This is a genomic window from Clostridium frigoris (genome assembly GCF_018861865.1).
In the GTDB taxonomy this organism is placed as follows: domain Bacteria; phylum Bacillota; class Clostridia; order Clostridiales; family Clostridiaceae; genus Clostridium_AD; species Clostridium_AD frigoris.
In genome coordinates this window covers 1-15,138 of sequence record NZ_JAHLDV010000047.1, presented here as the reverse complement: position 1 = coordinate 15,138, position 15,138 = coordinate 1, and the positions used below count along the sequence as shown (strand labels likewise).

14 protein-coding genes and 1 riboswitch are annotated in these 15,138 nt (G+C 31.5%); all 14 genes read right to left on the bottom strand.

Going from position 1 to position 15,138, the window contains the following annotated elements:
• Window positions 1-260: 260 nt before the first annotated feature.
• On the bottom strand, window positions 261-824 hold the full coding sequence (gene cbiT, locus KPL37_RS15375; protein WP_216150783.1) for a precorrin-6Y C5,15-methyltransferase (decarboxylating) subunit CbiT: 564 nt from the start codon (window positions 822-824) through the stop codon (window positions 261-263).
• Between the two features lie 105 nt (window positions 825-929).
• The gene (locus KPL37_RS15370; protein ID WP_216150781.1) at window positions 930-2,276 is read right to left on the bottom strand and encodes a TM7S3/TM198-like domain-containing protein; all 1,347 of its coding nucleotides are present in this window, start codon (window positions 2,274-2,276) and stop codon (window positions 930-932) included.
• 234 nt (window positions 2,277-2,510) lie between these two features.
• Window positions 2,511-3,785 carry a glutamate-1-semialdehyde 2,1-aminomutase gene (hemL, locus tag KPL37_RS15365; RefSeq protein WP_216150806.1) on the bottom strand — a complete coding sequence of 425 codons (1,275 nt, stop codon included), beginning with the start codon at window positions 3,783-3,785 and terminating at the stop codon, window positions 2,511-2,513.
• A 53-nt stretch (window positions 3,786-3,838) separates the two neighbouring features.
• Window positions 3,839-4,804 (bottom strand): porphobilinogen synthase, encoded by a 966-nt coding sequence (gene hemB / locus KPL37_RS15360; protein WP_216150779.1) that lies wholly within the window; start codon window positions 4,802-4,804, stop codon window positions 3,839-3,841.
• Window positions 4,805-4,874: 70 nt separating this feature from the next.
• Window positions 4,875-6,332, bottom strand: a complete 1,458-nt coding sequence (gene cobA / locus KPL37_RS15355; RefSeq protein ID WP_216150777.1) for a uroporphyrinogen-III C-methyltransferase — start codon at window positions 6,330-6,332, stop codon at window positions 4,875-4,877.
• A gap of 29 nt (window positions 6,333-6,361) precedes the next feature.
• Complete coding sequence (hemC, locus tag KPL37_RS15350) at window positions 6,362-7,237, bottom strand: hydroxymethylbilane synthase (RefSeq protein WP_216150775.1); 876 nt, start codon at window positions 7,235-7,237, stop codon at window positions 6,362-6,364.
• A gap of 58 nt (window positions 7,238-7,295) precedes the next feature.
• Window positions 7,296-7,949, bottom strand: coding sequence for an NAD(P)-dependent oxidoreductase (locus KPL37_RS15345; RefSeq protein WP_216150773.1), 654 nt, complete (start codon window positions 7,947-7,949; stop codon window positions 7,296-7,298).
• Window positions 7,913-9,097: a glutamyl-tRNA reductase gene (hemA, locus tag KPL37_RS15340; RefSeq protein WP_216150771.1), complete on the bottom strand. Its 1,185-nt coding sequence runs from the start codon at window positions 9,095-9,097 to the stop codon at window positions 7,913-7,915. The genes KPL37_RS15345 and hemA overlap by 37 nt, the downstream gene beginning before the upstream one ends.
• Before the next feature lie 93 nt (window positions 9,098-9,190).
• Window positions 9,191-10,135, bottom strand: coding sequence for an adenosylcobinamide-phosphate synthase CbiB (gene cbiB / locus KPL37_RS15335; protein ID WP_216150804.1), 945 nt, complete (start codon window positions 10,133-10,135; stop codon window positions 9,191-9,193).
• Window positions 10,136-10,196: 61 nt separating this feature from the next.
• The gene (locus KPL37_RS15330) at window positions 10,197-11,711 is read right to left on the bottom strand and encodes a cobyric acid synthase (RefSeq protein WP_216150769.1); all 1,515 of its coding nucleotides are present in this window, start codon (window positions 11,709-11,711) and stop codon (window positions 10,197-10,199) included.
• Between the two features lie 145 nt (window positions 11,712-11,856).
• Window positions 11,857-12,061, bottom strand: a riboswitch (cobalamin riboswitch).
• A 134-nt stretch (window positions 12,062-12,195) separates the two neighbouring features.
• Entirely contained in the window at window positions 12,196-13,050 is an 855-nt protein-coding gene (locus KPL37_RS15325) for an energy-coupling factor ABC transporter ATP-binding protein (protein WP_216150767.1), read from the bottom strand.
• Between the two features lie 35 nt (window positions 13,051-13,085).
• Window positions 13,086-13,868 (bottom strand): cobalt ECF transporter T component CbiQ, encoded by a 783-nt coding sequence (gene cbiQ, locus KPL37_RS15320; protein ID WP_216150765.1) that lies wholly within the window; start codon window positions 13,866-13,868, stop codon window positions 13,086-13,088.
• Window positions 13,865-14,224, bottom strand: a complete 360-nt coding sequence (locus tag KPL37_RS15315; protein ID WP_216150802.1) for an energy-coupling factor ABC transporter substrate-binding protein — start codon at window positions 14,222-14,224, stop codon at window positions 13,865-13,867. Before KPL37_RS15315 ends, cbiQ begins: the two co-directional genes overlap by 4 nt.
• A gap of 5 nt (window positions 14,225-14,229) precedes the next feature.
• A complete protein-coding gene (locus KPL37_RS15310) occupies window positions 14,230-14,970 on the bottom strand; it encodes an energy-coupling factor ABC transporter permease (protein WP_216150763.1) in 741 nt (246 codons plus the stop codon).
• Window positions 14,971-15,138 lie beyond the last annotated feature (168 nt).

The following is a 15,138-nucleotide window of genomic DNA, read 5'->3' as shown; positions in this document are numbered from 1 at the left end:
AATAATAATAATAATATGACTTTCTCCAGAAGTGACTCCAAATAAGAAGAGCAGAAACAATTGAAATTCCATTTAGAAATTCTTCTTTTATAAGTAAAAATTCTTGTAAGACTGCCACAGGCAGTCTAGCGAACCGGCTGCAAGTCGAATGTGAGCGATAAAGAATTTTTACTAACAAAAGATTAGAATTTCTTAATGAAATTTCATGTTTCAAACTCTTATTTAGAGTCACGCAGGAGAACGTCATAGGGATACACTTTTTAATTTTTTCTTCCTGTTACCACAAATATAGGATTATTGGCCATTAACATATAACTCTTACCTTTTGTCTTGCTTACTTGAATTTGTACACATTCCACTTCATAATTCAACCCTTTTAAAGCTTCCATAGCCTTATATACATTATTTATAGTTATAAAATTCAAAACAATGTTTTTACCTTTCTTAAGTTTATCTCCATATTTTCCAATAATATCAGCTATATTCCCACCACTTCCACCAACAAATATAGCATCGAATTCTCCTATAATTTTTTCTTCTATCTCCATAGCTTGGCCATTTATTATCTCAAGGTTACTTGTCTTAAACTTTTCTTTATTTTGTTTTAAAACCTCTAATGCTTCATTATCTTTTTCTATAGCTATAACTTCACCATTTGGGCATATTAAAGCTATCTGAATACTTACAGATCCTGTTCCAGCACCAATATCTATCACCCTATAATTATCTTCTATCTCAAGCTTTACTACACTTAATATCCTTACTTCTTCCTTAGTCATTGGGCAATTGCCTCGTATAAATTCATCATCCTTAATAAACTTCATGTTTTTTGACCCCCTGATTTTATTCCGCTATAATATATATTTCTATTATACAACAGAAGCATATATTTCAAAAATGTTCTTTTAATTTATACCAGAATTGGTTTTTCACTTTTCAATATGATTTATAAACGCTTCTTCCCCAGTATCTTTATCCGTAATTTGCTTTATTTCCTTAGATAATCTTCCACCACAGTTTCTACAAAAATTATCATTTATATTGTTCACTTCACCACAATTCCAGCAAAGCATAATTTCTTTGATTTGGTTTTCTTGATGTAGCTTTTTTCTTTGCTTGTTTTGAATTATTCTTTGTTTGTTAAAGAACTCTATCAACCTATTTTTAAAATTAACTACACTTTCTGATTTAAAAAAATATTTCAATCCTATAAATGAAATACATCCTGTAATTGCTGTATCAATTAATACAATAGTTAAATTATTTGTAGAAGAAGGTATCATTATTATCATTACTAATTTCGAGATTGTAACAAATGAGAAAGCTATAGCAATAGCATTATATTTTTTCTTTGCAAAACATAAAATGCCTATAACTAGTAATAATGAAATACTTCCGTCTATTATCCCACTGGCTATGAATAAAGGATATATAATTGCTATGAAACATACAAAGTATAAAATATATTCAACAAATGGCATTATATATTTTAAAGGTTTAAGGGAATTTAATGCTCCCTCAAGATTCACTGATACTTCATCCAAAGTTAGCCCACTTGCATTTTCCATAACAATTGAATTTTCTATTTCAATTTTATTTTTTACTTTTGTCAAAAAATTATTACTTGGTTTTAGTAATGGAATAATTAAAGCATTATTTTGTAAGTTATCTCCATTTACATTAATAGTTTTCTTATTTGTTGCAAATTGCACTAGCATTCCAAATATAACAAACAAAATACTTATACTTATACTAATTGCTAAGCTGTTTATGCCTAATACTCTAGCTAAACTTATCCCCGCAATTAATCCCCCTGATAAACTTGTGGAAATAATTGTTACTGGTTTTACAAAAAAAACACTTAATACTCCTAAAATCAATGCCATAATAATTCCTAATATCACAGTTTGGGTAAGTACATAACCTAATAAAAATCCCATAAACCCACAAAGTATAAAAGCACCTACTTTATAGAATTTAAATGCTATAAATGCTCCTAACAAAGCGGATAGTGTACCAATGAATACTATTATACCTGCATTGTTTGAAATAGTATTGCTAATTAACCCGCCTAATATTCCAAATGTAAAAAATCCACAAACAGTAACCCAAATCTTAAACAGTTTATATCCTAAGAAACATTGTAGTGATGTAAATAAAAACGTTACGACTGCAATGATTCTTATACATTCGCTAGCAAAACCGCTGATTCCAGCAGGATCTTCTACCATAAAATTAATCTGTTGTAAAACAGACAAAAATCCAGATGTTTGCATAAAAACACTCCCTTTATAATAATTTTGCATATGGTATACGAGATTATTTTTTTATACCACAAATTATTTTCTCTTAATAGGGTATTCAACTTAATAAACATATATTTGTAACTTTTGATAAATATGAAATTAAATAACATATCATCGTTAAAAAATACTCAAGTGATTAATTTAAAACCACTTGAGTATTTTTTCTAAAAATAAGAACCTAGCAGATAAGGTTATTTCTAAGTTTTATAATTCAAAACTCTTAAAGGCCTTTAAGAATGATTCAATATCCTTATCCGTATGTTTAGTGCATAAAAATATTGCTTCAAATTGAGAAGGTGCAATATTTATCCCACTTTTAATCATGTGCTCAAAATATTTTGCAAATAATTTTGCATCACAAGTTTTAGCATCCTCAAAATTTTTAACTTCTTTTTTGTTTGTAAAGAAAGCTGTGATCATTGAACCACATCTATTGACTACCATAGGTATACCCTTTTCTTTTGCAATTTCGAGTAATCCCTTTTGAAGTTTTTCTGAAAGCTTTTCCATGTTCTCGTAAACACTTGGATTGTTATAAAGCTTAGTTAAACTTGCATAACCTGCTGCCATTACAACTGGATTTCCAGACATTGTACCAGCTTGATAAACTGGTCCCATAGGCGATAACATCTCCATTATTTCTTTTTTACCACCATAAGCACCACAAGGAAGTCCGCCTCCCATGATTTTTGCATAAGTAATTAAATCAGGATGTATTCCATATATACTCTGAGCACCTTTGTATGCAACTCTGAATCCACTCATTACTTCATCAAAAATAAGTAGGCTATTATATTTGTCACATATTTTTCGAAGTTCTAATAAAAATTCTTTATCTGCTGGAATAACTCCCATATTTCCTGCTACTGGCTCAATAATTACGCAGGCAATATCATCACTATATTTCTCAAACAAGACTTTTACACTTTCTATATCATTGTAATTTGCTATTAATGTATTTACTATGCTTTCTTTAGGAACCCCTGCGCAGCCTGGTATTCCCTCAGTAAGCACTCCAGAACCAGCTTCAACTAAAAATCCACCAGCATGTCCGTGATAACATCCTGCAAATTTAATCATTTTATTCTTTTTCGTATAACCTCTTGCAAGTTTTACTGCACTCATAGTAGCTTCTGTACCCGAATTAACCATTCTAATCATCTCAACGCTGTCTACAGTTGAGCAAATATGTTTTGCGAGTTTTAATTCTAACTCAGTAGATGCACCAAAGGCAATAGACTCTGCCGCAGTGTTTTGTATAGCTTTTACTACATCATCATCACAATGCCCAAGTATCATAGGACCCCAAGCGCATACAAAATCTATATATTTATTACCATCTTCATCATAAATGTAGACTCCCTTACCTTTTTTAATAATAGGAGGGGTTACGGCTACATCTTTATATGCTCTTACTGGGCTATTAACTCCACCGGGCATATACTTCTTTGATTCATTAAATATATCTAAATTTCTCATAGTAACATCCTCTTTTCTAAATATTTGATTAATAGTAAACCCTAAGTTAGCGCCTATTCCTTTAGCCACTTACATAAATTAATTGCATAATATGTAATTATCATATCTGCTCCGGCTCTTTTCATAGATAAATGCATTTCCATAGCTATAGCTTTCTCATCAATAAAGCCCATCTTTGCAGCAGCTTTTACCATTGCAAATTCTCCACTAACACTATAAGCGGCTACTGGCACATCATGTCTATCCCTAGCCCATCTTACTACATCTAAATATGATAACGCTGGTTTAACCATTATTATATCTGCACCTTCTTCGATGTCAGCATCTATTTCTCTCATTGCTTCTCTTATATTTGCTGGATCCATTTGATATGATTTTCTATCTCCAAATTGAGGCGTTGAATTAGCAGCTTCTCTAAATGGGCCATAAAATGCTGAAGAATATTTTGCACTATAAGCCATTATTAATACATCTTTATATCCATTACTATCTAAAAGTTCTCTTATGGCAGCAACATGTCCATCCATCATATCAGATGGTGCTACAATATCAGCTCCAGCTTCTGCATGAGATAACGCTATTTCTGCTATATATTTTAGACTCTTATCATTATCAACCTTTGTGCCATCTAGTATTCCACAATGTCCATGACTTGTATATTCACACATACATACATCCGTTATTATAACTAAATCTTTTGATATTGTGCGAATCTTTTTAACTGCTCTTTGAATTATGCCATTTTTATCGTAAGCGCCGCACCCTACTTCATCTTTATGATCTGGTAATCCAAATAAAATTACTCCACGTACGCAAGCGCCTTCAACCTCCTGGATAATCTCATGAAGTCTATCTAGTGAAAAATGATAATTCCCTGGCATTGAAGATATCTCTTCTTTAATGTTTTCACCCTCTACTACAAATATAGGAAATATAAAGTCTGATGGAGTTAATACTGTTTCACGTACTAAATCTCTTATATATTTTGTTTCTCTTAATCTTCTATTTCTTTTAAACAAAGTTATCCACTCCTAGTTAAATCATCTTTTTCAAAGCTGCAATTTTAATGTTATCCACATTTTAGTATCATTACATTAATAAAAGTTTACTTATAACACCATCCATGCTAAAAACATCACATACAGTGGCTTTTATACCTACGTCCAATAATGCTTTTTCAGTTATAGGTCCTATAGCAAGTGCTTTTTTAGACTGCATCGTTTCAATACCTACCATCTTAATCATATTTTTCACAGTTGATGGCGAAGTAAATACTATTACATCTACATCCTTAATTTCATTATCAGATCTTAATTTGCCACATACCGTTTCATAAGTGAAAATTTCCTCAACGATGCATCCAACATTTCTTAATGCTTCAACCAAATAAGGCCTTGCATCTTTTGACCTAGGTACTAAAATCTTGTCATATTCTTTTACATAACCCTTCATTTTATCAAACAAACTCTCTGCAACAAAATCATCTGCCACAATATCTGGCATTAAACCTCTGCTCTCAATGGCCTTTGCAGTAGCTGGTCCTATTGCTGCAATTTTAGCTTTAAGCTTTCTAACATCAAATTTACTATCTCTTAAGTAATCAAAAAAGTAATTAACTCCGTTGACACTTGTTAATGTTATGAAATCATAACCCGTAAGTCTTCCCTTGCATATTTCTAAGTTACTCGAAGTATCTTTAAATTCAATAGAATTTATCTCAAGTACCTCTGCTCCTAAATCTATTAATTCTTCTCTTAATTCTTTTGCTTGGGCCTTCGATCTAGTTATACAGATATTCTTGCCGAATAGTGGTTTCTTCTCATACCAATTAAATTGATCATTAAACTGGACTACTTCTCCTACTACAATAATGCAAGGAGAAGATATTTCTGATTCTTTAACCTTACCTATAATATCTATTAAAGTACCTACTACCTTTTTTTGCTTAGATGTAGTTCCTCTCATTATTACAGCACAAGGAGTACTCTTACTTTTCCCACTAAATATAAGACTTTGTGCTATCTTTTCTAAGTTTTTAAATCCCATCATAAACACTAAAGTTCCACCAAGACTTGCAACTGCCTTCCAATCGATATCTAATTTTTCTGCGCTCATTGCTGTGAATACATGGAAACTTTGAGCAATCCCTCTATGAGTTATAGGTATGCCAGCATAACTTAATACTGCAATTGGTGAGGTTATTCCTGGTATAACTTCAAATTCAATATTCTCTTCTATAAGTGCTAAGGCTTCCTCACCACCCCTTCCAAATACAAATGGATCTCCGCCCTTAATTCTTCCAACAGTGTTACCTTCTTTAGCAAGAGTTACTAACATATTATTTATTTCTTCCTGAGTTTTATAATGGCATCCTGGCTCTTTTCCACAATAATATATAATACAATCTGCTTTTAAGTATTTAAGTATGCTAGTACTTGCAAGTCTATCATACATAACGACTGTGCATTTCCCAAGCGCTCTTATTGCCTTAAGTGTTATAAGTTCTTCGTCTCCTGGACCAACTCCCATTAAATAAACTTTTCCCATTCGAATCTCCTCCTTATATTTACATGTTACTAATTGTTTTCAAGTATCATCTTCGCTAAATCTTTTCCCAGCCTTATATAATCATTTTTATTTCCTGATAATTGTTTTTTAACTATTTCTCCATTTACTCTGTACACTCCAATCATATGCATAAAATCATTATCAAGATAAGCATATGCTCCTATACACTCGTGGCAATCTCCATTAAGCGCTGCCATAAAACTTCGCTCGGCATCTACACATATTCTAGCATCATAAAAGTCTAATTTTTTAATCATAGCTAAATGAGGATGGTTTTTAACCATTTCTATTCCTAGTGCACCTTGAGCTATTGCTGGCACTATCTCATCTACGCTAAAATAATTAGTAATTATACTTTCCATACCTAGCCTTTTTAGCCCTGCAGCTGCAAGGATTATTCCATCTAGATTTTCTTTCTTTATTTTTGCTATTCTAGTCTGTACATTGCCCCTTATAGGTACAATTTCTAAATCAGGTCTTAGTATTTTAAGCTGCACACCCCTTCTTATACTGCTGGTACCTATTTTTGCACCCTCACGTAAGTCATAGAAACTAATGTCGTTAAAGGCAACAAATGCATCCCTAACATCTTCCCTTACTGGAATCGCAACTATTTCGAATTCTTTTGGCACATCATAAGGGACATCTTTCATGCTATGCACTGCCATATCAATTTTTTGCTCTAGCATTTCAGACTCTATTTCCTTTACAAAAAGTCCCTTACCACCGATTTTATCCAAAGTAACATTTAGAATTTTATCTCCCTTTGTTTCAATTAGCACTTTCTCTGAATCAATATCAAACTTTTCTTTAATCATAGCCATAACAGTATTTGCCTGAACTTGTGCAAGCTCACTTCTTCTAGTTCCTATATTAATTTTCAAAACTTTGACCTCCTCAAATCATCACCTATATTATCTGATTTTAATATCAATTCAAATTTTATAAAACTCCATAAAACATTTCTAAGATGATATTATGAACATCCTTAGTATAGAAAAAATAAAAGTCCTCACTACATACAAAATTCATGATTTCTTTTTTTTCGGGTCTACTCTTAACTATATTTCTAATACTACACGTATAATCTATAAAATTCGAATATTCATAAATTTTATCTTCTATAATTTTTGACATAAATAGTGATGTTTTAGGACTACCACCTTTAGTATGTAATGCAAACTTTATATTAGAAGTATCCCTTTGAACTGGTTTTACTACTAACCCCTGAGTGAAATCTTCACAGTTTAGATATAACTTACACTTTTCATCACAGTAATTTTTTATAGATTCATTTACAATATTATTGTTTGTTGCAATAATTACAATATGATTAATATCAACATAAGCCTTTATATATTCCTTTTTATATTCATCTTTTATAAGCTTTACGTTATAAACATCCTGAAGCTCATAAAATTTCTTGCTAAACTCTTTTGAAACTACTGTAATATTACAGCCTTCCTTTGAAAATGTTCTACATTTTATAAAAGCAGCCTCTCCACCACCTACGATAAGTATATTAATCTTACTAGATAGAAGTGAAATCATGGTATAATTTATTGCTGAAAAATCCTGCTTATTATATCCACGCATTCCTTAGACCTCCCCTTCAAATGTTCCTCCTTTAAAACCTGTATAGCCTTGTTTACAAAGGCATTTGAAGTGCTCTTTAATAAAATCTCTGCTAATTTCTCATTATCCTTGGTCTCTTTCTTATGTTTAAAAGTTGCAAGCCTCTCCATATATATATCCTCACCATTATGTTTTATCAGTTTAATAAAAGGTGATAACTCCTCTGTAGTTTTCCACTCTATAAATTCCTTTATGGCTTTATCCACAATGTATCTATTATTTTTCATTGAGTCCTTACGTGTTTTAAAGTTAGCATCATGAATATCACTTATCTTATCTATATCATACACTTCATATAGTGGATTTTCACTTACTATTTCCTCAATATCTCTTGGCACAGCTAAATCAAACAATAATAACTGTTTGCTGGGCAACTCATTTAAACGAACCACAGTATGAGGCGCTGTAGTACAAGATATAAGACAATCTACCTTTTCATAATGTTTTTGTATATCATTAAAAGGTATTATTTTTACTCTTGGGTCTTCTATATCAACCTTTTGAGAATCCCTAACCGCAATATATAGTGAATCTATTTTTCCTTCTAGTATATATTTCGTTGTTAATTGTCCAACCGTACCATAACCTAATATCATAAAATTTTTGTGTCCCAGGTCTATTGCTTTTTTAACTACCATTGATGACGAAGAAACTGGTATTTCCCCTGTTTTAGATTTAGTTCTAAAATTTTTGCCACAAGCAATGGCATTTTCGAAAAGTCTTTGAAATTCCTTTTTAGTCGCCCCAAAATCCTTTGCTACTTCATACGCATCCCTAACTTGACCTAGTATTTGGTCTTCTCCAAGAAGAAGCGAATCAAACCCACAAACTACCTCCATTAAATGTTGTACTGCTTTTTCTCCCTTATAATTAAATACACACTTTATTAAAGTTTCATCCCAATTTAAAGCATTAAATATTTTCTTTACAATATCTTCATCTTTTGACCTAAAATATATTTCTGTCCGATTACAGGTGCTCAAAATAACCGCCTCGTCACAAATATTAACAAGAGCCGCAAGAGCCCTTTCTTGGCGTTTAGGTATAATTGAAAGTTTTTCTCTAATTTCTATTTTAACATCATGTTTTAGCCCTATAAGTTGTATCATTATATCATCTCCAAAAATACTTCACTATTACTAATGTTTCGTGCCTCATGTTTTATATCTCATATTTCATACTTCATATTTTGCATTTATTATTTATATATATTGGCATATCTCATATATCACGCATATTAATGTTAAATAGAATAATGATCCATACATTAATTTTATTGTGTCAATGATATGTTCCCTACCTAAATCTTTTATTTTATTTCCTATAGTTGGTTTATACATTTGCTCTCCAAAATATACGTTTGTTCCACCTAATTGGACTCTCATAGCTCCTGCCACTGCGCCTTCAGGGTAAGCACAATTTGGGCTTTTGTGATTTTTCCTATCCCTTATCATTACTTTTATACTCTCTAAAATATTTCCCCTAACAATTGGAGCTGCAAGGCAAATTAAAAATCCAGTTATTCTCGCGGGCACATAATTAAATACATCATCAGTTTTAGCTGGGAAGAATCCTATATACTTATATTTTTCATTCATATATCCAAGCATCGAATCCATAGTATTTATACCCTTATACATCATGGCTAGTGGAGCTCCCCCTAGTATTGCATATAATATGGGCGCTATAACACCATCCGCTGTATTCTCCGCTATTGTCTCCACATCTGCTCTAACTATTTCATCCTCGCTTAGATTTTTAGTATCTCTTCCTACAATATACGATAATTTAACTCTTGCGTCATCAATATCATTTTTAACCAAAGAGTTATAAACCTTAATGCCTTCCTTGTGGAGGCACCTTGTTGCTATTGTTGTCCAAAGCAAAATGATATTAAGAATATTATATACCCAAAAAAACTTTATAGACATTCTTAAAATTATAAACGGAACTAAAAAACTAAAAAATGCTACTATAACTACGATAACTCCTCCGAATATTTTAATTTGCTTATGAGTTTTACATAACTTTCTGCCTAATTTATCTAAAGCCTTAATAAGTTTGCCTATATAAATCACTGGATGTTTAAACCAATATGGATCTCCAATTAATAAATCCAATAAAATTGCGCAAATAAGATCCATTATATTCATTTGAAATATTATTCCCATTATAATTCCTCACTATCTTATTTTTCTTAAACACTAATTAGTCTCTCTTTTTTATTCCGATAATCTTATAAATCATATTCATATCTATATTCTTTCTTACTATGTCTGCTAGCTTGTCTATTTCTTTTTCTCTTAGGCTTTCATAAGTCTTAGACTTTTTAGGTTTTATAGATTTTTTAACCCTTAAGGTATTCATGATATATTCTCTAAATTCTGTTCCATCAAACACACCATGAATATAAGTACCCATTACATTTCCATCCCTATTTATTGCGCCATCAAAAGATGTAACAATGTTGCCTTGCATAGAAGTATTATCAGCATTTCTATCATATATTTCAAAAAGAGGTTTCGCCTTTTCACCATAACTACATTTGCCCATATGTATTTCATAACCATAAGTTTTAACATTACTGGTTTTCATGTTAATGCTACGAGCCTTTACTCTTGTAGTTATTTTCTCTTCTTCAAATAATGTATCTATATCTAAAAGCTTCATTCCTTCTATTTTATCAAGACTCCCCTCTACACCGCTTGGATCACTTAAACTATTACCCAGCATTTGGTATCCTCCACAAATACCTAATATTGTTCCTTTATTACTATACTTCTTAATTGCATCCATAAGTCCTGAATCTCTTATAGTAATTAAATCATCAATAGTATTTTTAGTCCCAGGTATTATAACTAAGTCTGGATTTCCTAGTTCCTCTTTAGTTGTAATAAATCTAACTGATACATCTTCCTCTGCCTTCAATGCATCTAAATCTGTAAAGTTTGATATATGCGGAAGTTTTATTACAACTATATCAATAGGCGCAGTAATTTTCTTATTAAATTCTACTGCCCCATCCTCATCTTCAAGATCCAATCTAAAATAAGGAACTACCCCTGCACAAGGAATATGTATAATATTCTCAAGCATTGTAAGTCCAGGCTTTAAGATTTCTAAATCTCCTCTAAATTTATTTATAATAGTAGCTTTAACTCTTTTTTTCTCATCTTCTTTTAGTAAAAGCATAGTTCCTGCAAGTGATGCAAACACACCGCCCTTATCTATATCTCCAGCAAGTATTACGGGAGCATCTATAAGTTCTGCCATTCCCATATTTACTATATCTCTTTCTCTTAAATTGATTTCTGCAGGGCTACCTGCTCCCTCCATCACTATAATATCAAACTTCTTTTCTAATTCTTCAAACTGCGATTTTAACATATCTTTAAATTTTAGTTTCATATTATGATATTCCATAGCTGTACTATTTCCATAAACTTTTCCATTAACTATAATTTGAGATTTTTTGTCCGAGGTAGGTTTTAGAAGTATTGGGTTCATAAATACTTCTGGCTCAAGACCTGCAGCATATGCTTGGAGTACCTGTGCACGTCCCATTTCTTTTCCATCCAATGTAATATAAGAATTTAATGACATGTTTTGTGACTTAAAAGGGCATACAGAAAACCCATCTTGCTTTAGAATTCTACATAACGCTGTAACTAATATGCTTTTGCCTACAGATGAAGCTGTTCCTTGAACCATTATTTTAGCCATTACTTTTTTCTCCCTTCCCTCTTGTTTTTATTTTCTTTATATTCCCATTTAAAGAAATAAAAAACAGCAAGCTGTCACACCTGCTGTTATATGCAATTTTTCATTGCACTAACTTAAAACCTACAAGTTTTTTCCCGCCGAAAGCTTAATATTACTAATTTAGGCAGGTCTCCTGACTCTTGATAAGCGCATCCCTATTACTTACCTTAATACACCAGGCAATTATAAAGTTTGCTGTCAATTACAGTAGCGGGGGCTGCTGTGGACTTACACCACATTCCCTTTTCACCCAACTCATCATCTATTGTCATAGCTGATTTACAGCTATGACAATAACAATTAATAAAAGGCACCTAAAAAAATCTATTCAATTTTTACTAATATTTCTAATAAAATAATCACATTGATTATGAAATTTATATATTTCTACAAAATAAGTTTATAACATTAGCTTAGTTATGTCAATAAATATCACTGTAAACCTTTAACAATTATTAATTTCACCCTTAGAATTTATTATTTCAAAAAGCTCTTGTTTATTTCTAGGCACAGCTGAGCTTGAATCTATTTTCCCACTACTTCGCAGCTTTTCAAAAACTTCAAGAATAAATGGTTTTTCAAGGTAACACTCATGTATTAGTTTATCATCCGAAAAAATCTCTTGCGGCGTACCTTCTCTAGCTATTTCACCATCTTTAAGCACTATAATGTAATCCGACCATGCATATGCAAGTTCTACATCGTGAGTTGATAAGATAACAGTTATCCCCTTTTGGTTTAAATCATCAAATATTTTCACAATTTGTTTTGAATGCTTAGGGTCAAGACTTGAAGTAGGTTCATCAAATACTATTATTTCTGGATTCATAACAAGTATGTCTGCAATTGCCACTCTTTTTTTTTGTCCATAACTTAAAAAATGTACTGCCTTATCTTTATACTCATACATGCCCACATCCATAAGTGCAGCATCTACCCTTCGCCTTACTTCCGTCTCACTTAGCTTTAAGTTCATTGCACCAAATGAAACTTCTTGATAAACACTCGCAGAAAATAGTTGATTCTCAGGATCCTGAAACACTATACCTATGTTTTTTCTTAACTCTAATAATGACTTTTGGTTATACTTTACTTCATTTCCTTTATATATTACACTACCTTTAGTTGGTTTTAAAATACCATTGAAATTCAGAAATACAGTTGATTTACCTGAACCATTAACCCCAACAAATGATACTTTTTTACCTTTTTCTATTTTTACATTTATATTGTTTAATGCTTTAGTCCCATCTTGGTACTTATAACTTAAATTTCTTGTCTCTAATATATATTCACTCATTACATCATCTCCCTGGGGCCTAAATTTTACCTTGTTTACGAAAACATAATATTTTTGCTAAAACTTATAATTATTAAAAATACCTCGACTAATATGATTAGAGATATGTTTTTATATGAAGTCACATAATGATTTTCCAATAAATTTATATCTCCATCATAACATCTTGATTCCATAGCCATATAAATATCTTGCGAACGCTTATAGGCACTTAAAAACAATGAAGTAACCAAATTACCTAATGAATTAAAACCTCTTCTAAATGTTGAATATCCAAGCCTTGAACTTTGTGATATATAAATCATATTAGCAGTATCTAATAAAACAAAAATAAATCTATATATAAGACCCATTAATTCAACAAACAATTTAGGTACTTTAAGTTTTCTAAGCACTGATAAAACTTCAAAAACTGGTGTTGTTAATGTTAAAAAATATAAACAAGAAACTGCTGCAAGTGACTTGAAAAATAATCTTGCCGCAGTTATTAAGCTATCATAAGTGCATCCTAAGGTAACATTAAAAATACTAAAACTAAATATTAAGCCCTTACTACTTGTTGCTACATTTATTGCTATTGTTATAACACCCATTATCAAAAAAACTAAAGGTATGGACATTAACTCAATATAATTCTTTAATGGTAATTTTCCCTTATAAACCGTTATAAAACCCATAAGTAATAATATTATTATGGAGTCAGCTATGTTATTAAGTGATATACATACAATTATTGTAGCCATTGAAAAAATAAATTTCTCCATAGGATTAACATTCTTAAGCTTTGAAATATACGCTAACTTATCTATAGAAATCAATTTTTCTCACCTTCATTTACTTTCTCTTTTACCACTGACTTTGCTTCTGCCTTTCCTTTTGCCTTTCCTTTTGAGTACCCAAAGAAAAAACATACAACTCCAGAGCCTATAGCCGCTTGTAGTGAAAATAAAAGGCTTTCAACTTCAGCACTTGGTGGTGTCCAGATTGATGAGAACCAAGGTTTATAATTTGCATCAATTTTTATTATTTCTTCTTTTGCTTGATCATCTGAACCAGTAAACGCAGCATGTTTTAGAAATAATAAGGGAATAACAGCAATAGCAACCACCAAAACAGTAAGTATCAAATTCTTTTTAAGCATGCTATTTTTCTTAATTTTCTTCTCGGTACTCATCTTCATTAATCCTCCTCTGATATAACTTTTAATTCTTTAAGTTCTTCCTTATTATATTTAGTTAAGAGATTAAATACTATAACTGTCAGTATCCCCTCACTTATTGCAAGTGGAAGTTGAGTTACCGCAAATATGCTCATGAACTTTACAAGTGATGCTACAAATCCTCCTATTTTATCCGGAAATGCCACCGCGAGTTGAAAAGAAGTAGTAACATATGTCATTAAATCACCAAGCATAGCAGCGAAAAATATAGATACTGATACTGATACATGTAATTTCTTTAAAAGTTTATATACGCTGTAAGATACTATTGGCCCAACTACAGCCATAGAAAAAGTATTAGCTCCAAGAGTTGTGAGTCCTCCATGTGCAAGAAGTAACGCCTGAAAAATCAAAACTATTAAGCCAAGTACACTCATTACTGTAGGCCCAAATAAAATTGCACCAAGTCCTACCCCTGTTGGATGCGAACAACTTCCTGTAACTGATGGTATTTTAAGTGCTGATAGAACAAATGCAAATGCTCCTACCATTGCAATTAACATCTTAAGCCTTGGATCTATTTTTATTTTTTCCTTTATCGAAAAGTAACCAACAACAATGAATGGTATACATATTGCACCCCATGTTATACACCATTTCGGAGGTAAAAATCCTTCCATTATGTGCATTGCGAATACATTCTTTGGTATAAATAATAACATAATTAAAACACCAAATGAAACCTGACATTTCTTTAACATAAAAACACCCCCCATTATTATTCTATTTAATTAATTTTTTCTTGTGATTTTTTTTAAAAAATCGAGTAGGAGCTAAATAATTAGTTTATTTAGCGACCTCTCACACCACCGTGCGTACCGTTCGGTACACGGCGGTTCAATAGAAATTAATGTTTTAATAAATATGTT